The following is a 25271-nucleotide window of genomic DNA, read 5'->3' as shown; positions in this document are numbered from 1 at the left end:
TTGCGGCGCGGACCTTACCAACGGCTTGGCGCGGCAGGGTCTGACCGCGCGACCCTAGCCCTCCGTCGCCTGCTTCTTTTCCAGAAACGGGCGCAGCGGGAAGAGCCATTGCTCCTTGATCGACAGGCGCTTGCGGTCGTCCTGCCCGACGATGGCGCTCTCGCCGTCCTTGTAGGTGCCGAACACGCGGTCCCAGAAGATCACGCTGTTGCCATAGTTGCAGCGCGTGTCCTCGTAGCTGGTCGCGGTGTGGTGCAATGAGTGGTTCCGGATCGTGGTGAAGAAAAAACCGTACCAGATCGGCGGATTGGCGCTGACATTGGCGTGGGCATAGGTCGCGATTACCCCGCCCGCGGTGATGCTGGCGAAGAGGGCGTTCTGGTCTACATCGAGCAGCGCTGTGATGCCGATGCTGATGAGGAACAGCTCCACCGGATTGCCGACGAAGCCCTTGGCGGCGTTGAGCTGGGTGATGTGATGATGCGGCGCGTGGGTCAGCCACAGGGGGTACCAGTTGTGCATCGCCCGGTGCATCCAGTACTGGCCGAACTCGAACAGGAACAGGACGATCATCGCCTGCACCAGGAAGGGCAGCTCGGCGAGCCACGGGGTGGCGATGCCCCAGCTCTCCTTCAGCGCGCTCAGCGGCGAGTGGATCAGCGCATCGGTGGCATAGCCGATCGCGGTATAGCTCAAGGCCACGTAGAAATAGTCGGTCGCCAGCTCGCGGCCATTGATGCGCCAGCCCTCGTGGCGCTCGAACACCAGCTCGAGGGCCTGCACGAAAAACACCGTGCCGAGCCCGATCGCCAGCAGCGACCACGGCGCCTCGACCCACGCGGCCGGCGCGAGGCCCCAGAAGGCAATCACCGCCGCGAGCGTCGCGGGCGGCAGAAGGTTGATGAGCGACTGTTTCACCGGATCGTTCCCTGTTCGATTCCGAAGGCTCTATGGCCGCGTCCCCGCCCGCGAGAATACGCCATTATGCGCAGAGCGCCAAGACGCAGCGGCTGGACGGTCAAACTGTCATCCAGATTGGACAATTATGGTGTAAAGCCAGCGCATGACGAATCAAAGCGAAGAGCCCCAATCCGCCATGATCGAAGCGCCCGAAACCCCGCACACCCACCACAGCCACGGGCACGGGGGGAGCGGTTCCGGCCGGTGGTTCGACATCGCGATGGCGGTGGCGGTGCTGCTGGTTTCGGCCGGGTCGCTCTATGTCGCGCTTCACACCGGGCACACGATGGAAGCGCTGGTCCACGCCAACGAGCGGCTGGTGCGCGCGCAATCGACGCCGGTGCTGCAATACGACCACGGCAACATTAGCGACGAGGGGGTCCCGCAGCTCGAATTCTCGATCACCAATGTCGGCACCGGTCCGGCGCGAATCGTGTGGTTCGAGATCGCGCCCGGAGGCGAGCGCTACAGCAATGTCGGCAGCTGGATCATCGCTACCGGTGACAGCTCTATCGCCTTCACCTCGGCCTCGATCAACAGGATGGTGCTCGCGCCGGGCGTCGAGCGCAGGATGGTCACCTGGAAGCGCCCCGAAGACGCGGCGGGGCGCGAGCGGTGGGCGACGATCGACCGCGAGCGGTTCAAGACCCCGGTGCGAGCCTGCTACTGCTCGGTGTTCGACCAGTGCTGGCAATCGAACCTCGAAGCCGACATTCCCAAGGAAGTGCCGAGCTGCGAGCGCAAGGACAGGCCGGAGCCGACCGCAGCGATCGAGTCCTGAAGCAGGCGCGCAGTGTGACCGGCGGGCAACGTCCCCGAACCGTCACCCAACTTTCGTTATCTTGCCATTGATCCGCCCGCGATCCGCAACATCGCGCGCCTAGGCGCGGCCCCGCAACCACAAGAAAAGGGGCACACGCCATGACATCCTCCGCACTGCGCTACGCGTTCCTTTCGGGCACCGCGCTGCTCGTCCTCGCTCTCCCGACGCAGGCCTTCGCCGCCGGGGGCGAGGCCGAAACGCTCGCTGCCGAGACCGCCGAAGACACCGCTGCCGCCACAGAAGGCGACGAGATCGTCGTCTACGGCAAGGGCGAAGTGCGGCAGGTGACCGAGATCGGTGCCGCCGACATCCAGCTCACCACCGCCGGCTCCAGTCCCTTCATCGCGCTGCGCAAGCTGCCGGGCGTCAACTTCCAGTCGGCCGATCCCTTCGGCACCTATGAATGGTCGACCCGCATCACCCTGCGCGGCTTCAACCAGAACCAGCTCGGCTTCACCCTCGACGGCGTGCCGCTGGGCGACATGAGCTACGGCAACACCAACGGCCTGCACATCAGCCGCGCGATCATCGCCGACAATATCGGCCAGACCCGCGTCAGCCAGGGCGCGGGCGCGCTCGGCACCGCCTCGACCTCGAACCTGGGCGGCACGATCGAATTCTTCAGCCGCGATCCGCAGGACGAGCTGAACATCGCCGGCAACCTCACCTATGGCGACAGCAACACCTTCCGCGGCTACGCCACGCTCGACACCGGCGACCTCGGGGGCTTCAAGGCCTATGTCAGCGGCGCCTATATCGATGCCGACAAGTGGAAGGGCTTCGGCACCCAGCGTTCGACCCAGATCAACGCCAAGCTGGTCGCCGACCTGTCGCCGAGCACCACCTTCACGGCTTTCGTGAACTACTCGGACCGCAAGGAAAACGACTATCAGGATCTCAGCCTCGAGATGATCAATCGTCTCGGCTATGACTGGGACAACATCTCGAACGACTGGCCGCTCGCGGTGCGCCTCGCCTTCATCGGCGCCAACCGCGGCGATACCGGCGTGGTGGTCGGCCCGAACACCTTCGGCACCACCTACCCCGCCCCGATCCGCACCATCGACGACGCCTATTACGATGCCGCCGGTCTGCGCCGCGACTGGCTTGCCAGCGGGCGGATCGAGCAGCAGTTCGGCGATGCGGCGAGCGGCGGCCTGCAGGCCTACTACCACACCAACAAGGGCCAGGGTTCGTGGATCACGCCCTACCGCGCCAGCCCGAGCGGTGGCCTGCCGCTGAGCTTCCGCACCACCGAATACGAGATCGAGCGCATCGGCGTCCTCGGTGACCTCGCGGCGGAGCTCGGCGCGCACACCGTCAAGGTGAACCTGTGGTACGAGAACAACGACTTCGAACAGGCCCGCCGCTTCTACACCATGGGCACCAGCCAGACCGTGCCGGGCGCCAGCGCGCTCGACTACCAGTCGAACCCGTTCTTCACCCAGTGGAACAACGACTACAACACCAAGACCTTCCAGTATGCGGTGCAGGACACCTGGGACGTGACCGAGGCCTTCACCGTCACCGCCGGGTTCAAGGGCCAGTCGGTGAAGCTCGAGGCCTCCGCGATCAACCCCGTCCCGGGCCCGCTGGCGCTGGGCGAGATCAAGTCGGAGGACTTCTTCCTGCCGCAGGTCGGCGTGCTCTATACCTTCGGCGGCGGCAACGAGGTCTTCGCCAGCTTCACCCAGAACCAGCGCGCCTTCACCGCGGCGGCGACCACCGGCCCCTTCGCGACCTCGGCCGCCGGTTTTGCCGCGCTGCGTGACCGGATCGAGCCGGAAAAGACCGACACCTACGAAGTCGGCTTCCGCTTCGGCGAAGGCCAGCTGTCGGGCGTGATCGCGGCCTATCTCGTCAACTTCAAGAACCGCCTGCTCGCCATCCCGCAGGGCCCGGGCATCGTCGGCAACGCCGCGCTGCTCTCGAACGTGGGCGACGTGCGCTCTATCGGTGCGGAGATCGGCCTCCAGTGGCAGCCGGTCGAAAGCTTCACCGTCACCGGCTCCTACGCCTACAACGAGAACACCTACCGCGACGACGTCATCAACCAGTCGGGCACGGTGGTGCAGGCGATCCGGGGCAAGACCGTTGTCGACAGCCCCGAGAGCATCGCCAACCTCGAACTCGCCTATGACGACGGCATGTTCTACGCCCGCGCCAATGCCAACTACACCTCGGAGCGGTTCTTCACCTACTCGAACGACCGCTCGGTCGAGGGGCGCGTGCTGGTCGACGCGCTGATCGGGGTGCGTCTTAACAGCGACAACCGCTTCCTCGACGGCCTCGCCATCGAGGGCACGGTGACCAACCTGTTCGACGAGGAATATGTCGGCACGATCGGCTCGAACGGCTTCGGCTTTGCGGGGGACAACCAGACCCTGCTGGCGGGCGCGCCGCAGCAGTTCTTCGTGACGCTGCGCAAGGATTTCTGACGGGGGCCTTACATCCCCTCCCCGACTGGGGGCCGGTGGGCGCGAGCTTGCCGGCCCCTCTTTCGTTCAGCGCGCCAGACGGCGGAGTGCGAGCGGGCAGCCCGGGACGGGGGCGGAGGGGAAGGTCTCGCGCGCCCAGCCCTCACGCTCGCGCGCAGCGGCCAGCGTATGGGTGACGCCGAAGCGCGCGGCAAACGCGCGGGTCGCTTGCGGATCGAGCCGCCCCTCGGCCATGTTGCGCGGGGCCATCATGGTGACGATCCCCCCGAGCGCTCCGGCGCGGGCGGCGAGCCTGTCGTCGCCGATCACCAGCACCCGCGCGGCGGGCGCATCGGCGAGGCAGGCTTTCAGCACGCGCACATCTTCGGGGTTGTCGAAGGCGGCGGCATCTGTGGCTTTGGGGCTGACGAGGGCGAGCATCGCGACCGCCAGCACGGCCACAGCAGCGGAGCCTCTGGCGAAGACCGCCCGCTGGGCGAGCGCGCCGCTGCGGGCGATTCCCCAGCACCCCGCCGCCAGCAGCGCGGCCCAGATCGCGGCGCTGAGGTAGCGCTGCTCGATGTAACCGGTGAGCAGCTGCGGTGCGAGCATCAGCGCCATCAGCACCGCAAACCCCGCCAGCACGCCGAACGGGGCGCTCGGGCGAGGCTCCTCGCGGCAAAGCCACGCCAGTGCCGCAGGGAAGGCGAGGAACGCCGCCGCCACGAGTCCTAGCGGGCTCAGGGCCAGCCCTGCCGCCACATAGGCCAGCCGCCCGAGGTTCGCGGCCACCTTGCCCGCCCACGCCGCCGGCTTGTCGGCAAGGGTCGGCTGCGGGGTCGGCCACCAGTCGGTCACATAGGCGCGGGGGTCGAGCGCGAAGGCAGTCCCGGCATTGTCGGTCGCGAACAGCGTGCCGAAATGGGTGAGCGAATAGGCAACCCAGGGCGAGACCGCGACCAATGCCGCAGCCAGCGCCGCAAGGGCCTTGGCGGGCGAGCGGGTCAGCCAGCCGATGGCGAGCGCCACTGGCAGCGGCAGCAGCACGGCGTCGAAGCGGTTCAGCACCGCCAGCCCCGCGACGAACCCGATCAGCGCTCCTTGCGCGAGGGTAATCTCCCGGCCCCGCACCAGCCCGCGCAGCACCAGCGCATAGAGCAGCAATTGCAGCGGGATCGTGCGGCCAGCCTGCATCTCGATCAGCAGCATGTTGGGGCCCAGCAGCAGCACCAGCGCCGCCCCCAGCCCCAGCCACCCCGCCCCCGTGACCCGCCGCCCGATACTCTCCGAGACCAGCGCGAAGCCCGCGAAAGCCGCGAAAGCGAGGAGAAGCCCGGAGCGCGGACCGGTGCCGAACACGGCGTCCAGCCCCGCGATCAGCACCGGTGTTAGCGGCGGGAAGCTGGCGGAATAGGGCAGGTCGCTCGTATAGGAGCGCCAGTGGGTGAAGCGGTAGAAGTCGCCGCCGACGGTCTGCGAGAGCTCCCACAGCGCCCAGGAATCCGGCGAGTAGGGCGGCGTGGCGACCACCTGCAACAGCAGCGCCGCCAGCAGCGCGCCGAGCACTGCCACCGGCCACAGCCACCCTGCCCGCGCCACGGCGGCATCGGGGGTATAGCCGCCCGTCGCCGCGACGAAAGTCTCCTTGAGCAGCGCCAGCTTCGACGCAAAACCGCCGATCTTGGTCGGCACCTTGCCATCGTCCGGATAACGCCGCTCGACCGGCACATGGGCGACCTTGAGGCCCAGCTGGCCAGCGCGCACCGTGAGGTAGAACAGCAGGTTGTAGACCGAGAACACCTCGCGGAACGGCTGCACATCGGGGTGCAGCAGATAGCGCGCGGAATAGGCGCGAAAGCCGTTGGTGGTGTCGGTGAACCAGTGCCGCCCCGCCACGCTCAGCATCGGCGCGTGGATCGCCCGGTTGGCGATGGTGCGCTCCAGCGGCGTGTTCTCCGCCGCCCCGCCGGGGAGGTAGCGCGAGCCCTGGACATAGTCGCAGCCGTCCTCCAGCTTGGCGACCATCGCTGCCACCGCCTCGACCCCGTCCTTGCCGTTGCCGTCGATGGTGACGATGCCCGCGTATCCCTGCCGCAGGCACCACGCATAGGCCATGCGCAGCTGGGCCGAGAGCTTGCCGGGGCCGGTCTTGGTCAGCACCGCCCTCACCCCGACCTCGCCCATGAAGCCTGCATCGAGCGAGCCGTCGGTCGATCCCCCGTCGGCGATCACGACGTCGACCGGCAGGCCCGCGGCGGCGATGCGGCGGAGCTGGCCGCGAATCCGCTCGCCCTCGTTGATGACGGGGATGACGAGCGCATGGCGGTGCTGGCGCGGGGCGTGGAGCGCCACTTCGTGCGCGGGCACCTCCCATGCGGCATCGTCGAGGATCGGGGGCGGCTGCACGGTCATGCCCGCTCCCCCTCGGGCGCGAAGACGATCCATTTGGAGAGGACGAAGTTGACGCAGAACGATCCCCCTGCGCCCGCGACAAGGATCGCCAGCGGCCACGCACCGGGCAGCGCCCGGTCAAGCAGCGCGACGATCCCGACGCGCACCGCCAGCGTCACCAGCGCAACCCCGGCATAGAGCCCCGCGCGCCTGAGCGAGAGTGGCCCGGAGCGAAAACTCCAGGTCTGGTGGATGACATAATTCGTCCCCGCCGCGATGGCGAAACCCGTCGCCGCCGCGAGCCACAGCGGCACGCCTGCCCACTGATGCAGAGCAAAGGCGATGGCGAGGTCGAGGATCACCCCCAGCACCGTCACCGCGAAGAAGCGCACAAGCTCGTTCATCGGCGCACCCGCGCGACATAAGCGTCAACGCCTTCGGCAAGACCGGGAAGCGCCGCGAAGTCGATGGGCTCATAGACCCACGCCCGGCACCGGGCCGAGCCGATGAAGGCGCTGCCCAGCGTCTGCAGGGTCAGCCGTGTCGCTGCGCCAGCTTCGACCGGGGCCGCAATCTCCACCACGTCCGCATTGGGCACCCCATAGCGCGGAAAGTCCGTCCAAGCGGGGCTACCAGTTCTCCGAGTGAAGGGCGAATCCTCGGTCACCGTCAGCATGGCCGCACGGCCCGAGGCATAGGTGCCGCTGCGTTCGAGCCGGATGGAGGCGAGACCGGCGGTGGGCGATGTGATGGAAACCTCGGTCCGGTCGTCTGTCACATGCACCACATTGCACGTCGCATCGGACCACTTGAATTTCCCCCCGCCTGCGGCCCAGACGATGTTCTGCTCGGTTCGGGCAACAGGATGGTAATTGTCCCGCAAGGCGCGGAAGAAGGGCCAGTTGGCGCGGGTGAGCCACCCCTCCCACCCGCTATAGTCGGGGGCGATGGTGGTGACGGCGGCGACCTCGCCCCGCGCAACCAGCGCGGTAAAGGCGGCGCGCTTCTCCGGCCCCAGCGCATGGATCAGCGAGCCGACATCGGCGGGGCTCCTCACCCCCGCAGCGATATCGAGCGGGGAGGTGTAGACCGACAGCAGGCGGCGGTCGGCTGGCCAGCCTGCCTTGTCCCACGCCGCCGCCAATCGGCGCATGGCGGCGAGGTCTGCGGCATAGGCGGGCTTCACGTAGAACCCGAGCGCGGGATCGTAAGCGGTGCGCTCGGCGCGCGCGCCGAGCGTAGCAAGGCGCGCTCCCTCAGCCCCCACCATCGCCAGCACCGCAACGGCGGTCAGCGCGGCGATCTGCCTCGGCGAGACAAGGCGCGGAAGCCCCCTCGCCCGCCGCCACAGCCCGGCAGGCAGGACGATCAGCGGCGCGGCTGCGGCAAGCACGAAGGTGATCCCGTTATACTCCGCGCCCACGTGCCCCCCGATCTGCGGCACCAATGCCGTGCCGAGCACGCTCGCACCGACGAACAGGAAGGCGCTCCCCCGCACCGGCGCGCTGCGGCGGCGCAGGCGCTGGATGGCCGCGAAGGCGAGGCACAGCGTGAGCACCACCAGCCCGATCGCCGCCAAGGGATCGGCCTGGGCGAGGATCTGCGGCAGGTCGGCGGGCGAGAGGATGCGGGTGCTCCGGTCCCACGGGGCGAAGAACCAGAACTGGTCGGCGGCGACATCGCGGAAATTGTAGGTGAGCCACGGCCCCGGCGCACCGTGGGTCACCGCGAGCAGGATCGCACCCGCCGACGCCATGACGCCGAGCGCGAAGCCCGCGAGGGTCTTCGCCAGCAGCAGGGGCCGCTCCCACAAGGCCAGCACCAGCGCTCCGGCGAGCGCGAGCACCAGCGGGATCCCCGCATCGTTCGACCACAGCAGCCCCGCCCCGGCGATCAGCCCCAAGGGCAGGCCTCCGGCGAGCGCGCGGCCATCAAGCCGCACCCGGCGAACCAGCACCACGAAGAACGGCAGCACGAAAAACGGCAAGGCCCCGCGCAGGGGCCTGAGCGACACGCCCGGATCGAGCGTTGCGGGCCAGACGATCCCGCTCGCCTGCCCCGCCAGCGGCCCGGCAAAGTAGAACAGCGCCAGCAAGACCAGTGCCGCCTGCCACCGCCTCCGTGGCGGGATCGGGCGGATCAGCCATGCGCAGGCATAAGCGCAAGCGAAAGCCCCCAGCAGCACCATGACGTAAGCCGCCAAGGTCGAGGCAAACAGCGTCTTCCCGCCCGCCACGAACACCGGCACCAGCGCCAGCACCATGGTGATGCCGAGATAGGACTGGAACGCCGCCCCCAGCTGTTCGCCGCGCGAAAAATGGTCGAGCGCGAACCACGTCTGCAGCGCCCCGTCCAGGGAATTGAGGCTGTGCCCGTGCAGCAGCCACGCCCCCCGCAGCGCGGCCAGCACCGCGAACACGACCGCGAGAGCGGCGAAGCCGCGCGAGCGCCCCCTCAGGCCTACCATCTCACGCATGAACCCGCCCGAACACATGCCCCTGATCGAGCCCCGCGAACTCCCCGCCGGTCTCCTTCACCGCCTCGAACAGGTCGTAGATATTGTCGATCTTCCCGCCCAGTACCGAGATCACGCGGCTCGTCTCGGGGCTACGGTGGTAGAGGATCGGCCGCCCGTCATCGCCCTCGTTCTTGATGAGGACGGTCTTCACCTCGTAGATCGAGCGGCGATAGGTCGCCCCCGCCATGCACGGCAGGTAGAACTGCGCATCGCGCTGCATGAAGGCAAAGCGGCTCTCGGGCTGCAAACCGGCAAAGTGGGCGTAAGGGTCGCGCGCGCGGGCATTGTCGGCCCAGCTGTCGTGCGGGGTGTAGCGCACGTGGGTAAGGGAATAGAGCCCCTCGGCGGGGTAAGGCATGGCCGAGAAGAACGGCCCGTCCATCACCGTGACCCCGATCCGCTCCAGCTCGCGCGGGGGTTCGATCAGGGCGAGCTCGGCGATCTCGTGCTTGAGGCGCGCCGGGGGGAGGCCCGCCTGCCGCAGCACCGCGTTGATCTGCGAATAGGTGATGTTGAAGGCGAAGCGCGCAGTGACTTCGCTGCCGTTCGAGAGCCGCGCGACCACGCCGCTGCGATGGTCCTCGAGCGCCATGACGCCGGTCGAAAGCCGCACCTCGATCCCCGCCGCCGCCAGCCGCTCGCCGACCAGCCTGCCGAGGATCTTGTGGTCGAAGGCGACCTCGTGGCAGGCGAAGACTTCCTCGATCCGCTCGGCATCGAACAGCGCGCGGTGGGAGGGGCCCGCCACTTCGATCGGCGCGCCCATGTCGCGGAACATGCGGTGGAATTTCTTCGCCGTCACCTTCGAACGCCGCCGGGCGATGGCGTAGAGCATCTGGAAATCGCCCACCACCGCCTCGGGGAAATCGGCGATGAAGCGCTGGTGGAGCAGCATCGACTTCACCGCCGTCGCCGCGCTGCGCGGGTAGTGGAAGCCGGTGTGCACCCGCGCCTGATTGACCCGCGAGGCGCGGTCCATCAGCCGCTCGCCCGCCTCGACCAGCAGCACGCGCGAGGAGATCGAGCGCAGATAGAGTGCCAGGCAGCAGCCGTAGAAGCCGCCGCCGATGACGATGTAGTCGTAAGAGGTGCGCCCGCCGCTCATCACCCCTCCGCAGGCGGCGGGGGCGTGTCGCTCTCCAGCACCACGTTGAGATCGAAGGCGACCTGCTGGAACAGGTCGATGCGGTTGACCTCCTCGGGCACCGCCGCGCCCTTCAGCCGCCGCTGCTGCTTGAGCAGGTGCTGCAAGCCGAGGCTGAGGCCGAGGGTCGAAAAGCCCATGAACACCGCGCTCACCGCCAGCATCGCGTTGGTGGTCAGCCAGCCCGGGGCCAGTTGCTCCACCAGCAGCACCGCGCCCACGATCCACGCGGCATAGGCGAGGCCCACCAGCGTCAGGATGGTCGAGGACACCGCCACCACGGAGAGCAGCGTCGGCGTCAGATAGACCAGCAGCGTCTGGAGCAGCGCCAGCCTGCGCCCGATGCCGTTGAAGGCGGTGCGACTGTCGACCTTCGCTGCGGTGCGGAACCACTCGCGCGGCAGCCTCGGATCGCGCGGGGGGAAGCGCAGCGCGAGGCGCGGCTCGTCATGCGCGAGCAGCAGATTGAGCAGCGTGCGCGGCACCGCGATCGACTGCCACTCGCTCGGATCGACATTGAAGCCCGCGAGCTTGCCCAGGGCGATGAACGGCCAGGCGGCGAGGCGCTTGAGGGGCCTGCGTTCCGGGCGGAAGGCCATCGTCACCGCGTTCTCGCGCTCGGCAAAATCGAGGAAGGCGAGCACGTCGAGCGCGGCGATCTCATCAAGATTGCCGAGGATCACGAGGTCGCCGATGGCTTCCTCGGCGGCGATCACCCTGCGGTCGTAATATTCGGTGCCGCGGCGGACCACGAAGAGCCGCGTGTTGGGCACCTCGCGCACGATGTCGAGGAAGTCGGCGCGCTGGTTGTCCTCGACCACGAGGATGATCTCGCGGAAGCGGTAGGCGCTATCGAGCGTGACGGCGAGGGCGCGGAGCGCGGCGAAGGTGGCGGGGGTGGCGGCGAGCTCGGAAAAGCACACCGAGACCACCACATCCTCGCGGGGCTTGCGGAAGGTGCCCGCATCAGGCTCACGCATGGGCTGCCTCCATGGCGTCACGCGCCGCCGCGAGGTTCGCGACCGCACGGCGCACGGCGGCGAGACCCTCGGGGGCGCGCTTCATTTCGATCGAGACAGCGCGTGGGTAACCGGCGTCGCGCAAGCCGCGCAGCACCCGGGCGAGCGCGGCGGGATCGGCGGGCGCGGGGGCGAGGTCGGGCTCGCTGACGTGGACATGGCTGAGGCGCGGGGCGAGATCGGGCAGGCGCGCGGGCATGCTCGCGAAGTCGCCGTTCATATGCATCGCGCCGAGATCGAGGTGGGGGACAACCGCGGGGTGGTCGACCAGCGCGACGAAGGCCAGCGCTTCGTCCAGCGTGTTGCAGAAATTGGTGCCATAGGCCGCCGGATTGGCCTCGATCGCGATGCGGGTGTCGGCCGCCATGGCGGCATCGCCGAGCTTGCGGAACACCTCGGCGGCCTGTTCGAGCGCGTCATCCATCGCCATCCCCTCGGGCACGCGGCGTTGCAGCGGCGAGCCGAAGACGAGGTTGGGAATGCCGAAGCGGTCGGCCAGCGCAATGGCGCGGTGCATCCCGGTCTCGAAGGCGGCGCGCGCCTCGGCCCCCTCGAACAGCGCCGCCCCGGTGACGCCGAACAGCAGCGACTGCATCGAGACGAGGCGGAGCCCGGCGTCCGCCATCTCCGCCCGCGCCGCCCGCGCGCTGGCGGTGTCGGGGAGGAAGGGGTCCTCGGCGGCGTGGAAGAACAGCCCCGGCGCGATCTCGAGCCCGGTGAAGCCCGCCTCGGCGAGGATGGCATAGGCCTCCAGCCGCTCTTCCGGGGCCCAGGCGATGTTGGACATCGAGTAGATCATGCCGCACCCCCGCGCTGGCCGGCGAAGAAGGTGGCGAGCTGTTCGAGCGTGACGTCGGCGGTGAACTGGTAGGAACCGGTCGCGTCCCACAGGCCCGCATGGCGCGTGCGCATGTCCTCGCGGTGGAGGCGCGCGGGCGTCTCGGGCATGGGGCGGCCGGTCAGCCTCAGGTGGATGTCGGCGGCCCGGAGGGGCTCGGGGGCGAGGTGGAGGTGGGTCAGCCCTGCCTCGAGCGCGATGCCGATGTCCTGCCACAGCCGGTCGGTATTGTAATATTGGTAGGTCGTATCGCGGTGATGGAACTGGGTCGCGGTGGCGCCCAGCGCGTCGAGCGCGGCCTCCAGTTCGGCGCGGCGCGGGTCGGCATTCAGCGCCGCACGGTCGAGCTTGCGCAGCCCCGTGGCCGCATCGGGGGTGTAGAGCGCAGCCAGCCATGCGGCCAGATCACCGTCCAATGCTGTCCGCAGCGCCGCGTGCCGCGCTTCGGCCAGCATCGAGGGGACGGGGTTCAGCAGATCGAACAGGAAATTCTTGCGCAGTCCCGCCCCGAACAGCGCGGGCAGGCGGACGACGAGGCTGCCGGGGAAGTGCTCTTCCACGAAGGCCTCGAGCGCGCGGCGATGGCGGCCATAGGCGAGATCGTGCTGATAGGCGGTGGTGCTCTCGTCGTCGCCCCCGGCGAAATCGGCCAGCACCGCGATCGAGGAAATCAGGACGAAGCGCTCTGCCGTGACACGGCTGAGCCGTTCGATCAGCCCATCGATCGCGGCCTTGTCGCGCTCGGGCGCGCGGTTGGCTTCGAGCATGGAACCGGGCGCGGCGGCGCAGACCAGCGTGCCGAAGGCCTCCCCTTCGATGTCGCCGATGTTGACGCTGTTATAACGTCTCGCGAACGACGTCTGGCGCAGCAGCGCGGTGCCGACAAAGCCGGTGTGGCCGATCAGGCCGTCGGGCAGAGAAGAGGCAGCGGGGGCGTTCATCGCAAGAAGGGGCCGGTTGCTTTCGGGTCGACACGCACGGGCCGCGCCGGGCCCGCTCCCCTCCGGCCATAATTAACATTGTTCTATATAAGGTTAACCACGGCGCGGCGGCCCGCTTGCGGTGGCGTGGGGCGAGGCTATGCTTGGCGCATCCGGCGCGGGGCCGGAAAGGGGGCGCGGCGATGCGGTTTCTGAGGTCGATCTTCGGCAGGCAGCCGGCGCCCGAGCCGCCGCGCGGGCAGGCGCGCGAACCGATCAGCGACGCGCAGTTCCGCCGCAATGTCATCAATGGCGCGGCAGAGGGCGTGGCGACCACGACCGCGCACCTCGACACGCTGCTGGCGGCCACACCGCCGACGCATCCCGGCGATCTGTTCTACACCCTCGGCCGCCTGTCCCACTACGCCATCGAGCTGGCGCTGATCGACTGGCGCGACGGCACCGACCCGCGCCCGCGCCTTGCGGTCATCCCTGAGGCTTACGAGCGGGCGCTGGCGCTGCGGCCCGACATTCTCGTCGGCCACGCCAATCCCGGGCTGGTGGCGGTGGTCTCGGGAATGCTCGGCTGGGGCCTCCCCTTCGAGACCGCCCCGCCAAGCGAGGAAGAGCGCAAATATGCCCTGCTGTGGCTCGATCGCTGGGTGATCGCGGGTCTGGCGAGCCCCGACTGCCTGCCCGCGATGGCCACGGCCACGCCGACGAAGGGCACGTTCATCGCCAAGACCCTCGCCGATTACCACGCGTTGCTCGCCGGCGAGGGCGATCCGCAGGAGGCGATCCGCCGCTGCATCGCCAATTTCGACCGACGCGCGACGCACCCCGCCTTCACCAACGCCGCCACCGAGATGGGCCCGGGGCGCTACAATGCGCTCGCCGTTGACGTGGTGCTGGCGGCGATCATGAAGCAGCGTGGGCTCGTGTCGGGGACGATCCACGACTGGGTGTGGGATTAGGCCCGGGCGGCCACTTCCGCAGCGTCGAAATAGTGGATGCGCAGGGTGCGCAGCAACCCGTCCTCGAAGGTGCCCGCCTCGCAGATCGTCTGGGTGAAGGGCTCGCTGCCGTCCTTGGGGTGCATGGTGAGGCGGATCACCATCACCGCATGGGTCTCGCCCCCGGTGCAATCGAGGATTTCGAGCTTGGTGTTCGCCCAGGTGCCATACATCGCCGCCGCGCAGCGCTGGAGCGCGTCCTTCCCCCGCCACTCGCCCGCAAAGGGGAGCGAGTTCGCCTCGTAGAGCACGAAATCGGGGTGGATCAGCGCCTCGACCGCATCCCAGTCGCGGGTGCCGGCAGTGGCGTAGACCTTCGCCAAGAGTTCCCTAGGCGTTGTCACTCTTCGATGGTGCCAATGAGGTCGCCGACCTTGTAGACCGCGCCTTCCTCGCCCGTGGGGCGGATGATGCCGCTGGCCTGTGCCTCGATCTCGGTGGTGCTCTTGTCGGTCTCGACCGTGTAGATGATGTCGCCCTTCTCGACCCGCTCACCATCGCCGAACATCCATTCGACGAGGGTCATTTCGACAGCGCTCATGCCGAGCTTGGGGATGCGGATTTCACTGGCCATTAGAGCTTTCCGAGAGAGGCTTTGATCTGTTCGACGATTTGCGGCTTGGTCGGGATCCAGGCCTGTTCGAGGTGCGAGGCGAAGGGCACCGCGGAGAAGGTCCCGCCGATGCGCCGCACAGGGCCCTTGAGGCTATCCCAGCACTTTTCCTGAATGTTGGCAGCGAGTTCCGCGCCGGTGCCGAAGGGGCGCACGGCTTCGTGGAGCGTCAGCGCGCGGCCCGTCTTGCGGACGGAGGCGAGGACGGTCGCCTCGTCATAGGGGGCGATGGTTCTGAGGTCGACGACCTCGACGCTGATCCCCTCCTTGGCGAGGTCATCGGCCACCGCCAGCGCGTCCAGAACGGTTCGGCCATAGGTGATGATCGAGATATCGGTGCCCTCGCGCGCAATCGCCGCCTTGCCGAGCGGCACGCGGTAGCCCGGGCCGGGATCTTCCGCCTTGAGGCCGTAGCACAGGATGTTCTCGATGAAGATCACCGGGTCATTGGCGTCGATGCTCGCCCGCATCAGCCCGCGCGCATCGGCGGGGTTCGACGGGGTGACGACATGGATGCCCGCGACGTGGGCGAACCACGCCTCGAGCATGTCCGAGTGCTGCCCGCCGAAGCCGACGCCGACGCCGGTGGTGGTTCGGATCACCATCGGGCACGGGGTCTGCCCGCCCGACATGAAGCGCAGCTTCGCCGCGTGGTTGACGATCTGGTCCATGCACACGCCGACGAAGTTCATCAGCATGATCTCGGCGATCGGGCGCTGGCCCGCGAGCGCCGCGCCCACCGCCGCGCCGATGATCGCAGTCTCCGAAATCGGCGTCGCGCGGATGCGGTGTTCGCCATATTTCTCGGTCAGGCCCGAGGTGACCTTGAACACCCCGCCGCCCTGCTTGGCGGAGACATCCTCGCCGAGGCAGAACACGCCCGGATCTTCGGCCATCGCCTCGTCGATCGCGAGGTTCAGCGCCTGGGTCATGGTGATCTGGGCCATCAGGCGGTCTCCTCCAGCACGTCCTTGTAGATTTCGTCGGTATCCGGCAGCGGCGCGGCCAGAGCGTGTTCGACCGCGGCGTTGATCTGCGCGTCGATGTCGGCGACGATCTTGTCCAATTCTTCTTCGGTGAACTGGTGCTCGAGCATCACCTTGCGCAGCTTGGGCAGCGGGTCTTCCGCCTTCATCTCTGCGATGTGTTCGGGCGGCATGTAGCTGAAGTCGGCGCCAAAGAAGTGGCCCATCATGCGGTAGCACATGGCCTCGACCAGCGTCGGCCCCTCGCCCCGGCGCGCGCGGTCGACCGCTTCCTTCACCGCGGGGTAGATCTGGTGGACGTCGTTGCCGTCAACCGTCACCCCCGGCATCCCGTAGCCCGCCGCGCGCGACGCGATATTGGGGCTGTCGGTGTGGTCGGCATAGGCGGTGTGCTCGCCGTAGCGGTTGTTCTGGCACAGGAAGATCACGGGCAGTTTGTAGAGCTGGGCCATGTTCATCGCCTCGTGGAAGCCGCCGATATTGGCCGCGCCGTCGCCGAAGCTGACCAGCGTCACGCGCCCGTCGCCGTTGTTCTGGCTCGCCATCGCGAGGCCGTTGGCGATGGGGAGGCCGCTGCCGACCACCCCCGTGGTCACCATGATCCCCGTCTCGGGATCGGTGATATGCATGGTGCCGCCCTTGCCCTTGCAGGTGCCGGTCGCCTTGCCGAGGCATTCGCCCCACCACTTCTCCATCGGGATGCCCTTGGCGGTCTGCTCGCCCTGCCCGCGATAGGTGCAGACGACATAGTCCTCCTTCTCGAGCGCCGCCATCGCCGCGGCCGAGACCAGCTCCTGCCCGCGCACGCAATAATACATCACCGCGACCTTGCCGCCCATCAGCAGCTCGCGGAACTTCTCGTCGGTGCGGTTCACCTTCATCGTGCGGGTGTAGATGTCGAGCAGCTTGTCGCGGTCGATCTGCGCCATGGTTTTACGCCTTGCTTGGAGGAGGGGGACTTAGAACTGGACGCGCTGGGTGAAGCCGCCGTCGACGACGATGTTCGCGCCGGTCATGTAGGGCACGGCAGGGCTCGCGACGAAGACGATCGCCTTGGCGACCTCGACCGGCTCGCCGAAGCGACCGGTGGGCATCTTGGCGAGGGTGGCGTCGAACAGCGGCTTCATGTGCTCTTCGATGATCTCCCAGTTGCCGCCCTTGTAGTAGATCGCGCCCGGGCTGACGGTGTTCACGCGGATGCCCTTGGCGGCATAGGCCTGGCTGAGCTGCGAGGCATAGGTGATCAGCGCGGCCTTGATCGCGTTGAAGGGGTTGGGCGCGATGAAGGTCTCGAGCGCGGCGGTCGAGGACAGCATCACGATCGACCCCGTGCCCGAGGCTTCGAGGTAGGGCGTCAACGTCTCGACCGCAAAGGCCGCGCCCTTCAAATCCATGTCGAGGCACGCCTGCCAGTCCCCGGCACCTCCCGTGCCCGACGCCGACGCGGTATGGACGAAGATATCGCACCCGCCGAGTTCGGCGACAGCCTTCTCGAGCCACGCCTGATAGGCTTCGGTCCCGCTCGCCATGTCGAACACCTCGGCGAAGACCTTGCCCGGCCCCGCCGCGTCGATCTCGGCGACGGCGGCGGCGATCTTGTCTTCCTTGCGGCTGAAGAAGGCGACGTCGGCACCCTCGGCCGCGAACAGCTTGAGGGATTGGAGGCCAAGGCCATGGGCCCCGCCGTTCATGATGACCTTCTTGCCCTTGAGTCCCAGATCCATAGCGCCTCTCCCCGGCTTATCGTGCAGGCCCGAGGGGATAGCCGAGTGGGGGGGCGGGGCGTATCGTCAATTTTGACGGGGTTGGGGGCAGAACGCCGCCCCCGACCCCGCAACAGGTCAGATGATCTCCTCCTGATCCATCATGAAGGGCTTGCCCGGGAAGGGCGCGCGCGACCCGAACAACGCGTCGACCGGGCCGGACGGCGCACGGAAGGGGTAGAGCTCTCCGTTGGGCCGAGCGGGTCGCGGGTTGACGGCATAGGTCAGGATCGCCTTGCCGTTGAAGTCCATCACCGAGATGAAGGGAGCGTTGACCGCACGCCCCGCACCGTTGCCGCCGAACCCGGCCTGATTGTACGACACCGACCCCGCTACCGGATCGACCAACCGGCTGTCGGTGAAGCTGTACTGCACGTCACCCGTCGGCCAGGCGAAGGTGATGCGGCGATCGCCCCGGCTCACCAGCCACAGGTCGTCGGACGCGGTCGCGGTCGCGTTGACATAGGCGAAGTTCGGGTTGCGCCCGGCGGCGAAGCTGAACAGCGGGGTCGCCGAAACCGTCTTGCCGACCGGCGAGGTCGGGAACACCAGCCCCTGCACGTTGAACCCGCGCACCGTGCCGTCCATCGAGGCCACGAAGGCGCGGCTGCGGGCGAGGTAGCGCTCGGGCTCGACCCCGGACCACGCCTCGCGCGGGGAACGCCGGACGTACTCGAAATAGTCCTCGCTACGGGTGTTGATGTAGCCCTTGGCCATCACCCCGGCGCTGACGCCGGTCGGCTGCGCCATGCTCAGCGTGGTGGTCACGACCGGGCGCTGGCCAGGCACGGCGGTGAAGCTGAACGGGAACTTCGCCCCGTCGGTCAGCGATACGTCGAGCGTGCGATTGAAGTTCGCCTGCGTGGTCAGGTAGAGATCGCGGTAATGCTGATAGAGCGGGGTCATGTCGACGAAGCTCACCTTGCCCTCGGCGCGCGAGGCGACCACGGCATAGCCGCCCGAGGCCAGCTGGTGCCACTGCACGTCGCCCGCCGGGTAGACCGGGTTCACCCCGCGCCACAGATCGCGCACCGATTGCCGCGAGAGGTCGCCTGCTGCCGGATCGTCGTTGTCCCCGAACCCGCGCGGGTTCTGGAGGTAGAGGTTGTTCGACACGTCGAGGCTGGTCGGCGCGGCGAAGGGCAGGTCGACGAAGCCAAGCAGCTTCATCCCCCGGTTGGTCCACGCGCCCGGCGTGCCCCAGTACCAGCGGGTGTTGGGGGTCTGCTGCGGGTTGCCGACGGCCATCTGGCGCGGGCGCAGCGCGATGAAGGCGAGCTTGCCGGTGATCGTGTTGGTATCCCACACGGCGACCACCAGAAACTCGTTGTAGGGCGTCACCGCCATCGCGGTCGGCACCATGCCGGCGGGTAGCCGCAGCGCGCTCGCGTCGAAGAACTCGGGCGCAGAGTTGCCGACCACGATCGGGGCGATGGTGCCGTCACGGAAGGCGGCGAAGCTGATCTGGCTCGCGTTGGCGCGCCCGCGCGCGATGGCGACGGGGACCAGCGGCAGATCGCTGCGGCTCGCGGCGAGGCTGCGGACCTGCGGGTTGGCCGGTGTGGCAATGTTGTTGCGGTTCCACCAGTCGGGGTTCCAGCTCGCGATCATCCGCATGCACAGCCCGCCGGTGTTGAAGACCGCGCCATCCGCGCCGCGGGTGTTGCTGATGCCGAAGCGGTAGTTCGCGTCGCCGGGGTTGTCGGGCAGGAACAGGTGCTGGCCGCCGACCAGCCAGCCCGCGCCTTGCAGTCCGCGCGAGATTTCCTCCTGATCGCTGCGGGGCTGCTGGCTCGGCGGCAGGCACTTGTTCGGCTCGCCGGGATTGTTCGCCGGCTGGGTGCCGTAAGGCCACAGGCCCTGCCCGCTCGTCAGGTCGGGCCCCCACAGCTGGGCGGCGGTGTTTGTCGCATTGCCGAAATCCGCCGCCGTCGGCCCGAGCCGGTAGTCCATGATCGCGGGCGTGTTGTAGTTGTTGGCGACGCGGACGTATTCGCTGCGGTTGATCGTCCCGTCATTGTTGAGGATCAGCTCGCGCCACTGGCCGATCTGGCGCTCGCCGCCGACCACGGCGGGAGGCGTGGCGGTGGGTGCCGGGGTCGGCGTGCCGCCGGTTGCAGGCGGCGCGCCCGAACTGTCGCCGCCCCCGCAGCCGGTCAGCAGCAGCGCCAGCGCGCAGGCCGCTGCCAGTCGCAGACCAATCGATTTTCCGTAACCCGAACCCATGGATACATCCCCTTGTTTCAAAGCGCAGACAGGGGGCGAGTCTCGAATTTTCACGGATAATTTCGGGTAAACGCGGAAATTTTATGGCAAGATTTCAGAAGCTTGAACAATGCAGGTTAACCATGAAAAATCCTGAAGCATCCGCTACATAACTTGGCAGGGAAGGCGGGTTGCGCGATAGAGGAAAGGACGTTTGCGCAAGCGCGAATGCGCGCCCGCAGGTGCCCGGAACGTAGCGCAGCGAAGTGGAGGAACAGCACCGAGGACGCCAAGGTCTCGCAGGCGCGGAGGCGCTGACGCGGCGCCAAGGCTCCATTTCCGGCCTTCAAGGGCGGCCCGTCGCTTGCGCTCGGGAGTTTCGACCGAAATTCATCCCCCGGATGAATCTCCGTTGTCGAAACTGGTGCTGCTGGGGAGGATTGAACTCCCGACCTCACCCTTACCAAGGGTGCGCTCTACCACTGAGCTACAGCAGCGCCGGAAACAGGCGCGCCCTATTGTCGCGCGGCCTGCCAATGTCAAGCGGGGCTTGAAGGGGCCCGCACATAACGGCAAGGCGTTTCACATGAGTGAAGAGCCTCGCAAGAATATGTCACGCGAAGAGCGGCTCGCGGCCAAGCTGCGCGAGAACCTGCGGCGGCGGAAGGCGCAAGCGCGCGCGCTTGGCGATTCGGATAGCGCGCAGCCCCTTCCCAATCGCCCTCGCGAAGGCTAACGCAGCGCGCTCCCGACGACTTGCCGGAGCCATCATGCCCAAGCTCATCCTCGTCCGCCACGGCCAGAGCCAGTGGAACCTCGAAAACCGCTTCACCGGGTGGTGGGATGTCGACCTGACCGACAAGGGCGTCGCCGAGGCCTCCGCCGCGGGCGCGCTGCTGAAGGACAAGGGTGTGCTGCCGACCTATGCCTTCACCTCGCTCCAGACCCGCGCGATCCGCACGCTGCATCTGGCGCTCGAGGCGGCGGGGCGCCTGTGGATCCCCGAGGTCAAGGACTGGCGGCTGAACGAGCGGCACTATGGCGGGCTGACCGGGCTCGACAAGGCCGAGACCGCCGCCAGGCACGGCGACGAACAGGTCAAGATCTGGCGCCGCAGCTTCGACATTCCCCCGCCGGTGCTCGAAGCGGGGAGCGAGTTCGATCTCGCCGCCGACCCGCGCTATGCCGGGATCGCCATCCCGAACACCGAGAGCCTCAAGCTGACGATCGAGCGCGTGCTGCCCTATTGGGAAAGCACGATCCTGCCCAGGCTGGCCAGCGGCGAGACGGTGATCATCGCCGCCCACGGCAATTCCCTGCGCGCGCTGGTCAAGCACCTGTCGGGCATTTCGGATGCGGACATCACCGATCTCGAAATCCCGACCGGCCAGCCGATCGTCTACGAATTCGAAGGCACCGCCCCCGTGGGCGAGCGCTATTATCTGAAGGACGCATGATGGACAGCGCCGGGGGGAAGGTCGCGATCGTGATGGGCAGCCAGTCCGACTGGCCGACCATGCAATGCGCCGCCGAGGTGCTCGACGAGCTGGAAGTGGCTTACGAGGCGCGGATCGTCTCGGCCCACCGCACGCCCGACCGGATGGTGGCCTTCGCCAAGGGTGCCGAGGGCGAGGGGTTCAGCGTCATCATCGCGGGCGCGGGCGGGGCAGCGCACCTGCCGGGCATGATCGCCAGCATGACGCATCTGCCGGTGCTGGGCGTGCCGGTGCAGTCGAAGGCGCTCTCCGGCATGGATAGCCTGCTTTCCATCGTACAGATGCCCGGCGGCATCCCCGTCGGCACACTGGCGATCGGCGAGGCGGGGGCGAAGAACGCGGGGCTGCTGGCCGCGTCGATCCTCGCGCTGTCGGACGAAGCGCTGTCCGAGCGCCTGCAGGACTGGCGCGCGGCCAAGACCGCGGGTGTCGGCGAGACCCCGGAGGACTGATGCTCGCGCCCGGCTCCACCATCGGCATTCTGGGCGGCGGCCAGCTCGGCCGGATGATGGCCGTCGCGGCGCTGCAACTGGGCTACCGGGTGGTGGGCTTCGCGCCCGAGGGCGATAATGTCGCGGCCGATGCGTGCTCGGATTTCATCACCGCCGATTGGGACGATGCGGCCGCGCTCGCCCGGTTCGCGGACACCTGCGACGTGGTGACCTGGGAGTTCGAGAACGTCCCCCTCGCCACAGTCGCCGCCCTGCCGCAGCATCTGCTCGCCTGCCCGCCGCGCGCGCTGGAAGTGGCGCAGGACCGCCTCAACGAAAAGGCCTTCGCGGCCGATCTCGGCGGCACCCCCGCCCCCTATGCCAAGGTCGAGAGCGCCGCGGAGCTGGCCGCCGCCTTCGCCGCCGTCGGCACCCCCGGCATCCTCAAGACCGCGCGCGACGGCTATGACGGCAAGGGCCAGTGGCGCGTGCGCTCCGCGATCGAGGCGGGCGCGCTCGCCTTCCCCGGGGTGACCTGCATCTACGAGGGTTTTGTCACCTACGAGACCGAGTTTTCCGTGATCCTGGTGCGGGGGGCTGACGGTCAGATCAAGTTCTGGGATTCGACCGCGAACCTCCACGAGGGCGGGATGCTGGCGCGCTCGGTGCTGCCCGCGGGCGCGGTGGTCGAGGCGCAGGTGCCCGCCGCGCGTGAGCTGGCCCGCAAGGTCGCCGACGCGCTCGGCTATGTCGGCGTGCTGACGCTCGAATTCTTCGCCACGCGCGAAGGCCCCGTGTTCAACGAGATGGCCCCGCGCGTCCACAACTCGGGCCACTGGACCATCGAAGGCGCGGCCACCAGCCAGTTCGAGAACCACATTCGCGCGATCTGCGGACTGCCGCTCGGCGGCACCAAGACCCGCTTCGAGGCGATCGAGATGCGCAACATCGTCGGCGAGGAGGCGCTGGAGGCGCACCGCATCCTCGCCGAGCCGGGCGAGCCGCACCTGCACCTCTACGGCAAGCGCGAGGCGCGCGAGGGCCGCAAGATGGGCCACGTCACCCGCGTGGGGCACGCGGTGAAATGACTCCCGAGATCATGCTGATCTACGCCCGCGCCGCCAATGGCGCGATCGGCAGGGATGGTGACCTGCCATGGCGGCTGCCGGCGGACCTCAGGCATTTCAAGGCCCTCACCATGGGCCTCCCCATGATCATGGGCCGCAAGACCTTCGAGAGCCTGCCGGGGCTGCTGCCGGGCCGCCGCCACATCGTCCTCACCCGCGATGCCGGATGGGCCGCCGAGGGGGCTGAAGTGGCAACGACGCCTGAGGGGGCGCTCGGCCTCGCCTCCGGCGAGACCATCGCGGTCATTGGCGGGGCGGCGATCTACGCGCTGTTCATGCCTCTGGCGACCCGGGTGGAACTCACGCAAATCCACGCGGATTACGAGGGCGACACCTTCATGCCCCCGGTCGGCCCCGCATGGCACGAGACCGCGCGCGAGGATCATGCGGCGGAGGGCGATTATCCCGCCTTCTCCTTCCTGACCTACCGGAAGGGCGCGGCATGATCCGCAAGATCGGCATCGCCCTTGCGCTGCTGCTGGTGCTCGGCGCAGTCAGCTTCTTCGGCTTCGCCCCCGGCATCGCCGAGCGCAGTATGAACAAGCTCGACGGCGAGCCCCTGCCGCAGATCAGCGCCGAGGCCCGCGCGCTCCATGCCACGCTGACCATCGTCGACCTGCATTCGGACACGCTGATGTGGCAGCGCAGCCTGCTCGCGCAGGGGGACCGCGGCCACATGGACCTGCCGCGGCTCCAGCAGGGCCATGTCGCGCTGCAGGTGTTCTCGAGCGTCACCAAGACGCCCAAGAACCAGAACTACGACAGCAACAGCGCCGAGGGCGACAACATCACGATGCTCGCCATCGGCCAGCTCCAGCCGATGAAGACGTGGTTCTCGCTGTTCGACCGGTCGATGTATCACGCGGCCAAGCTGGACCGGGCGGTGGCCGCCTCGGACGGGGCGTTGGTGAGGGTGACCGACACCGCCTCGCTCGAAACCTTGCTGCGCGAACGGGCGAAGGCGAAGGCTCGTCCCCCGGTCGGCGCGATCTTCAGCGCCGAGGGGCTCCACAGCCTCGAAGGTGACATCGCCAATCTCGACCGGCTTTACGGCGCCGGGATGCGGATGGCGGGGTTGGCGCATTTCTTCGACAACGAGCTCGCCGGGTCGATGCATGGCGAGCGCAAGGGGGGCCTCACCGACTTCGGCCGCAAGGTGGTGCGGCGGATGGAGGAGCTCGGCATGGTGGTCGACATCGCCCATTGCAGCCGCGCCTGCGTGGCGGACATCCTCGCGATGGCGCGCCGTCCGGTGGTCTCGAGCCACGGCGGGGTGCAGGCGACGTGCAAGGTCAACCGCAACCTCACCGACGCGGAAATCCGCGGCGTCGCGGCGACCGGCGGGGTGATCGGCATCGGCTACTGGGACGGCGCGATCTGCTCGACCGACCCGCGCGCCGCCGCCCGCGCGATGAAGCATGTGCGCGATCTGGTCGGCATCCGGCATGTCGCGCTGGGGAGCGACTATGACGGGGCGACCACGGTGCGGTTCGACACCGCCAACCTCGTCCATGTGACGCAGGCGCTGATGGACGAGGGCTTCACCCCCGACGAGATCCGCGCCGTGATGGGCGGCAACGCGCTGCGCGTGCTGCAACAGGGCCTTGTCCCGATGGCGCAAGGCGGGGGCAGACCCTGATGCGCTGGCTCGATCATCGCGATCCCATGCCCGAGCCCCTGCGCGGCGCAGTCATCGCGCTCGGCAATTTCGACGGGTTCCACCGCGGGCATCAGGCCGTCGCGGGAGAGGCGATCCGCTGGGCGCAGGCGGAGGGCCGCCCCTCGATCATCGCGACCTTCGATCCGCATCCGGTGAGCTTCTTCAAGCCCGACCTTGCGCCCTTCAAGCTGACGACCCTCGAACAGCGGCAGGAGCTTTATCTGGCGGCGGGCGCGACCGCGATGCTGGTGTTCCACTTCGATGCGGAACTCGCGGGGACGAGCGCAGAGGACTTCATCGCGAAAATCCTCATCGACCGCTTCGGCGCGCACGGGGTGGTGACCGGCGGCGACTTCACCTTCGGCAGGGGCGCGAAGGGCAATGTCGAGCTGCTGCGCACCCTCGGCGGCGAACTGGGCCTGCAATCGCGGGTGGTGGAGGCGGTGGCCGAGGGCGGCGAGGTCGTCTCCTCCAGCCGCATCCGTCAGGCCCTGCGCGACGGCGACCCGCAGGAGGCCGCGCGCCTGCTCACCCGCCCCTTCGCGATCCGCGGCATCGTCGAGCATGGCGACAAGCGGGGCCGGACGATCGGCTATCCCACGGCCAACCTTGGCGTGGAGAATTACCTCCGTCCCAAATACGGCATCTACGCCGTGACGGGCCGCATCCTTGCGACCGGCGAGGTGCTGAAAGGTGCCGCCAATATCGGCATCCGCCCGCAGTTCGAACCGCCCAAGGAGCTGCTCGAACCCTTCTTCTTCGACTTCAAGGGCGATCTCTACGGGCAGGAGATCGAAATCGCCTTCCACCACTACCTGCGCGGCGAGGCGAAGTTCGTTTCCCTCGACGCGCTGATCGAACAGATGGACAAGGACTGCGCCGAAGCGCGGCGGCTTCTGTCCTCGCAATGACGAGTCTTTGCACTGGCAGCGCGAACGGCTAAGGCC

23 protein-coding genes and 1 tRNA gene are annotated in these 25271 nt (G+C 68.2%); 9 read left to right on the top strand and 15 right to left on the bottom strand.

Translation table 11 applies throughout. The features are described 5' to 3' along the window. Positions 1–54 precede the first annotated feature (54 nt). A complete protein-coding gene (locus PFX90_RS11045) occupies positions 55–918 on the bottom strand; it encodes a sterol desaturase family protein (RefSeq protein WP_285712499.1) in 864 nt (287 codons plus the stop codon). Between the two features lie 145 nt (positions 919–1063). On the opposite strand from PFX90_RS11045, the gene PFX90_RS11040 reads away from it, so the two are divergent. Both PFX90_RS11040 and PFX90_RS11035 read left to right on the top strand, forming a co-directional pair. Further along, a complete protein-coding gene (locus tag PFX90_RS11040; protein WP_285712498.1) occupies positions 1064–1741 on the top strand; it encodes a hypothetical protein in 678 nt (225 codons plus the stop codon). Between the two features lie 140 nt (positions 1742–1881). Next, the gene (locus tag PFX90_RS11035; protein WP_285712497.1) at positions 1882–4221 is read left to right on the top strand and encodes a TonB-dependent receptor; all 2340 of its coding nucleotides are present in this window, start codon (positions 1882–1884) and stop codon (positions 4219–4221) included. A gap of 66 nt (positions 4222–4287) precedes the next feature. Here the strand turns inward: PFX90_RS11035 and PFX90_RS11030 are convergent, their stop codons facing one another. Genes PFX90_RS11030 through PFX90_RS11000 form a run of 7 tightly spaced genes read right to left on the bottom strand, consistent with a single transcriptional unit; the run spans position 4288 to position 13051 of the window. After that, the gene (locus PFX90_RS11030) at positions 4288–6612 is read right to left on the bottom strand and encodes a glycosyltransferase family 2 protein (RefSeq protein WP_285712496.1); all 2325 of its coding nucleotides are present in this window, start codon (positions 6610–6612) and stop codon (positions 4288–4290) included. Continuing rightward, positions 6609–6995 carry a GtrA family protein gene (locus tag PFX90_RS11025; protein ID WP_285712495.1) on the bottom strand — a complete coding sequence of 129 codons (387 nt, stop codon included), beginning with the start codon at positions 6993–6995 and terminating at the stop codon, positions 6609–6611. The genes PFX90_RS11030 and PFX90_RS11025 overlap by 4 nt, the downstream gene beginning before the upstream one ends. Beyond that, positions 6992–9067 (bottom strand): hypothetical protein, encoded by a 2076-nt coding sequence (locus PFX90_RS11020; RefSeq protein ID WP_285712494.1) that lies wholly within the window; start codon positions 9065–9067, stop codon positions 6992–6994. The genes PFX90_RS11025 and PFX90_RS11020 overlap by 4 nt, the downstream gene beginning before the upstream one ends. Further along, on the bottom strand, positions 9060–10214 hold the full coding sequence (locus PFX90_RS11015; RefSeq protein ID WP_285712493.1) for an FAD-dependent oxidoreductase: 1155 nt from the start codon (positions 10212–10214) through the stop codon (positions 9060–9062). Before PFX90_RS11015 ends, PFX90_RS11020 begins: the two co-directional genes overlap by 8 nt. Further along, positions 10214–11233, bottom strand: a complete 1020-nt coding sequence (locus PFX90_RS11010; RefSeq protein WP_285712492.1) for a hypothetical protein — start codon at positions 11231–11233, stop codon at positions 10214–10216. The genes PFX90_RS11015 and PFX90_RS11010 overlap by 1 nt, the downstream gene beginning before the upstream one ends. Next, a complete protein-coding gene (locus PFX90_RS11005; RefSeq protein ID WP_285712491.1) occupies positions 11226–12071 on the bottom strand; it encodes a sugar phosphate isomerase/epimerase family protein in 846 nt (281 codons plus the stop codon). Before PFX90_RS11005 ends, PFX90_RS11010 begins: the two co-directional genes overlap by 8 nt. Continuing rightward, positions 12068–13051 carry an NAD-dependent epimerase/dehydratase family protein gene (locus PFX90_RS11000; RefSeq protein WP_285712490.1) on the bottom strand — a complete coding sequence of 328 codons (984 nt, stop codon included), beginning with the start codon at positions 13049–13051 and terminating at the stop codon, positions 12068–12070. The genes PFX90_RS11005 and PFX90_RS11000 overlap by 4 nt, the downstream gene beginning before the upstream one ends. Before the next feature lie 182 nt (positions 13052–13233). Between PFX90_RS11000 and PFX90_RS10995 the strand changes: the two genes are divergently transcribed. Then, entirely contained in the window at positions 13234–14004 is a 771-nt protein-coding gene (locus PFX90_RS10995) for a hypothetical protein (RefSeq protein WP_285712489.1), read from the top strand. Here the strand turns inward: PFX90_RS10995 and PFX90_RS10990 are convergent. The 7 genes from PFX90_RS10990 to PFX90_RS10960 all read right to left on the bottom strand — a co-directional run bounded on the left by PFX90_RS10990 (position 14001) and on the right by PFX90_RS10960 (position 20107). Then, positions 14001–14387 carry a nuclear transport factor 2 family protein gene (locus tag PFX90_RS10990; RefSeq protein WP_285712488.1) on the bottom strand — a complete coding sequence of 129 codons (387 nt, stop codon included), beginning with the start codon at positions 14385–14387 and terminating at the stop codon, positions 14001–14003. The two genes, PFX90_RS10995 and PFX90_RS10990, sit on opposite strands and share 4 nt — an antisense overlap. Continuing rightward, a complete protein-coding gene (locus tag PFX90_RS10985) occupies positions 14384–14617 on the bottom strand; it encodes a biotin/lipoyl-containing protein (RefSeq protein WP_066532098.1) in 234 nt (77 codons plus the stop codon). Before PFX90_RS10985 ends, PFX90_RS10990 begins: the two co-directional genes overlap by 4 nt. After that, entirely contained in the window at positions 14617–15603 is a 987-nt protein-coding gene (locus tag PFX90_RS10980; protein WP_285712487.1) for an alpha-ketoacid dehydrogenase subunit beta, read from the bottom strand. Before PFX90_RS10980 ends, PFX90_RS10985 begins: the two co-directional genes overlap by 1 nt. Then, entirely contained in the window at positions 15603–16571 is a 969-nt protein-coding gene (locus PFX90_RS10975; protein WP_285712485.1) for a thiamine pyrophosphate-dependent dehydrogenase E1 component subunit alpha, read from the bottom strand. The genes PFX90_RS10980 and PFX90_RS10975 overlap by 1 nt, the downstream gene beginning before the upstream one ends. Positions 16572–16601: 30 nt before the next feature. Further along, complete coding sequence (locus PFX90_RS10970) at positions 16602–17366, bottom strand: SDR family NAD(P)-dependent oxidoreductase (RefSeq protein WP_086737484.1); 765 nt, start codon at positions 17364–17366, stop codon at positions 16602–16604. Positions 17367–17483: 117 nt separating this feature from the next. Continuing rightward, the gene (locus PFX90_RS10965; RefSeq protein WP_285712484.1) at positions 17484–19631 is read right to left on the bottom strand and encodes a hypothetical protein; all 2148 of its coding nucleotides are present in this window, start codon (positions 19629–19631) and stop codon (positions 17484–17486) included. Between the two features lie 401 nt (positions 19632–20032). Beyond that, a tRNA-Thr gene (locus tag PFX90_RS10960) sits at positions 20033–20107 on the bottom strand. Between the two features lie 273 nt (positions 20108–20380). Here PFX90_RS10960 and gpmA point away from each other — a divergent pair. From gpmA to PFX90_RS10930, 6 genes are read left to right on the top strand one after another with little or no spacing between them, the layout of a single operon-like run. After that, positions 20381–21067 (top strand): 2,3-diphosphoglycerate-dependent phosphoglycerate mutase, encoded by a 687-nt coding sequence (gpmA, locus tag PFX90_RS10955; protein ID WP_285712483.1) that lies wholly within the window; start codon positions 20381–20383, stop codon positions 21065–21067. Next, complete coding sequence (gene purE, locus PFX90_RS10950; RefSeq protein WP_285712851.1) at positions 21067–21558, top strand: 5-(carboxyamino)imidazole ribonucleotide mutase; 492 nt, start codon at positions 21067–21069, stop codon at positions 21556–21558. Before gpmA ends, purE begins: the two co-directional genes overlap by 1 nt. Beyond that, positions 21558–22625, top strand: a complete 1068-nt coding sequence (locus PFX90_RS10945) for a 5-(carboxyamino)imidazole ribonucleotide synthase (RefSeq protein ID WP_285712482.1) — start codon at positions 21558–21560, stop codon at positions 22623–22625. Before purE ends, PFX90_RS10945 begins: the two co-directional genes overlap by 1 nt. Further along, positions 22622–23110: a dihydrofolate reductase gene (locus tag PFX90_RS10940; protein WP_285712481.1), complete on the top strand. Its 489-nt coding sequence runs from the start codon at positions 22622–22624 to the stop codon at positions 23108–23110. The genes PFX90_RS10945 and PFX90_RS10940 overlap by 4 nt, the downstream gene beginning before the upstream one ends. Continuing rightward, entirely contained in the window at positions 23107–24303 is a 1197-nt protein-coding gene (locus PFX90_RS10935; protein ID WP_285712480.1) for a dipeptidase, read from the top strand. Before PFX90_RS10940 ends, PFX90_RS10935 begins: the two co-directional genes overlap by 4 nt. After that, the gene (locus PFX90_RS10930) at positions 24303–25235 is read left to right on the top strand and encodes a bifunctional riboflavin kinase/FAD synthetase (RefSeq protein ID WP_285712479.1); all 933 of its coding nucleotides are present in this window, start codon (positions 24303–24305) and stop codon (positions 25233–25235) included. Before PFX90_RS10935 ends, PFX90_RS10930 begins: the two co-directional genes overlap by 1 nt. Positions 25236–25271: the final 36 nt, after the last annotated feature.

The sequence above is a fragment of the Erythrobacter oryzae genome, assembly GCF_030271515.1.
In the GTDB taxonomy this organism is placed as follows: domain Bacteria; phylum Pseudomonadota; class Alphaproteobacteria; order Sphingomonadales; family Sphingomonadaceae; genus Erythrobacter; species Erythrobacter oryzae.
Note: the sequence above shows the minus strand (reverse complement) of the source record. Positions and strands in the feature narration are given on the sequence as shown.

Bases quoted from the DNA above. Each gene is read 5' to 3' on its own strand.
- PFX90_RS11040 (WP_285712498.1), top strand. From the start codon at position 1,064: ATGACGAATCAAAGCGAAGAGCCCCAATCCGCCATGATCGAAGCGCCC.
- PFX90_RS11035 (WP_285712497.1), top strand. From the start codon at position 1,882: ATGACATCCTCCGCACTGCGCTACGCGTTCCTTTCGGGCACCGCGCTG.
- PFX90_RS11030 (WP_285712496.1), bottom strand. From the start codon at position 6,612: ATGACCGTGCAGCCGCCCCCGATCCTCGACGATGCCGCATGGGAGGTG.
- PFX90_RS11025 (WP_285712495.1), bottom strand. From the start codon at position 6,995: ATGAACGAGCTTGTGCGCTTCTTCGCGGTGACGGTGCTGGGGGTGATC.
- PFX90_RS11020 (WP_285712494.1), bottom strand. From the start codon at position 9,067: ATGCGTGAGATGGTAGGCCTGAGGGGGCGCTCGCGCGGCTTCGCCGCT.
- PFX90_RS11015 (WP_285712493.1), bottom strand. From the start codon at position 10,214: ATGAGCGGCGGGCGCACCTCTTACGACTACATCGTCATCGGCGGCGGC.
- PFX90_RS11010 (WP_285712492.1), bottom strand. From the start codon at position 11,233: ATGCGTGAGCCTGATGCGGGCACCTTCCGCAAGCCCCGCGAGGATGTG.
- PFX90_RS11005 (WP_285712491.1), bottom strand. From the start codon at position 12,071: ATGATCTACTCGATGTCCAACATCGCCTGGGCCCCGGAAGAGCGGCTG.
- PFX90_RS11000 (WP_285712490.1), bottom strand. From the start codon at position 13,051: ATGAACGCCCCCGCTGCCTCTTCTCTGCCCGACGGCCTGATCGGCCAC.
- PFX90_RS10995 (WP_285712489.1), top strand. From the start codon at position 13,234: ATGCGGTTTCTGAGGTCGATCTTCGGCAGGCAGCCGGCGCCCGAGCCG.
- PFX90_RS10985 (WP_066532098.1), bottom strand. From the start codon at position 14,617: ATGGCCAGTGAAATCCGCATCCCCAAGCTCGGCATGAGCGCTGTCGAA.
- PFX90_RS10980 (WP_285712487.1), bottom strand. From the start codon at position 15,603: ATGGCCCAGATCACCATGACCCAGGCGCTGAACCTCGCGATCGACGAG.
- PFX90_RS10975 (WP_285712485.1), bottom strand. From the start codon at position 16,571: ATGGCGCAGATCGACCGCGACAAGCTGCTCGACATCTACACCCGCACG.
- PFX90_RS10970 (WP_086737484.1), bottom strand. From the start codon at position 17,366: ATGGATCTGGGACTCAAGGGCAAGAAGGTCATCATGAACGGCGGGGCC.
- PFX90_RS10965 (WP_285712484.1), bottom strand. From the start codon at position 19,631: ATGGGTTCGGGTTACGGAAAATCGATTGGTCTGCGACTGGCAGCGGCC.
- gpmA (WP_285712483.1), top strand. From the start codon at position 20,381: ATGCCCAAGCTCATCCTCGTCCGCCACGGCCAGAGCCAGTGGAACCTC.
- purE (WP_285712851.1), top strand. From the start codon at position 21,067: ATGGACAGCGCCGGGGGGAAGGTCGCGATCGTGATGGGCAGCCAGTCC.
- PFX90_RS10945 (WP_285712482.1), top strand. From the start codon at position 21,558: ATGCTCGCGCCCGGCTCCACCATCGGCATTCTGGGCGGCGGCCAGCTC.
- PFX90_RS10940 (WP_285712481.1), top strand. From the start codon at position 22,622: ATGACTCCCGAGATCATGCTGATCTACGCCCGCGCCGCCAATGGCGCG.
- PFX90_RS10935 (WP_285712480.1), top strand. From the start codon at position 23,107: ATGATCCGCAAGATCGGCATCGCCCTTGCGCTGCTGCTGGTGCTCGGC.
- PFX90_RS10930 (WP_285712479.1), top strand. From the start codon at position 24,303: ATGCGCTGGCTCGATCATCGCGATCCCATGCCCGAGCCCCTGCGCGGC.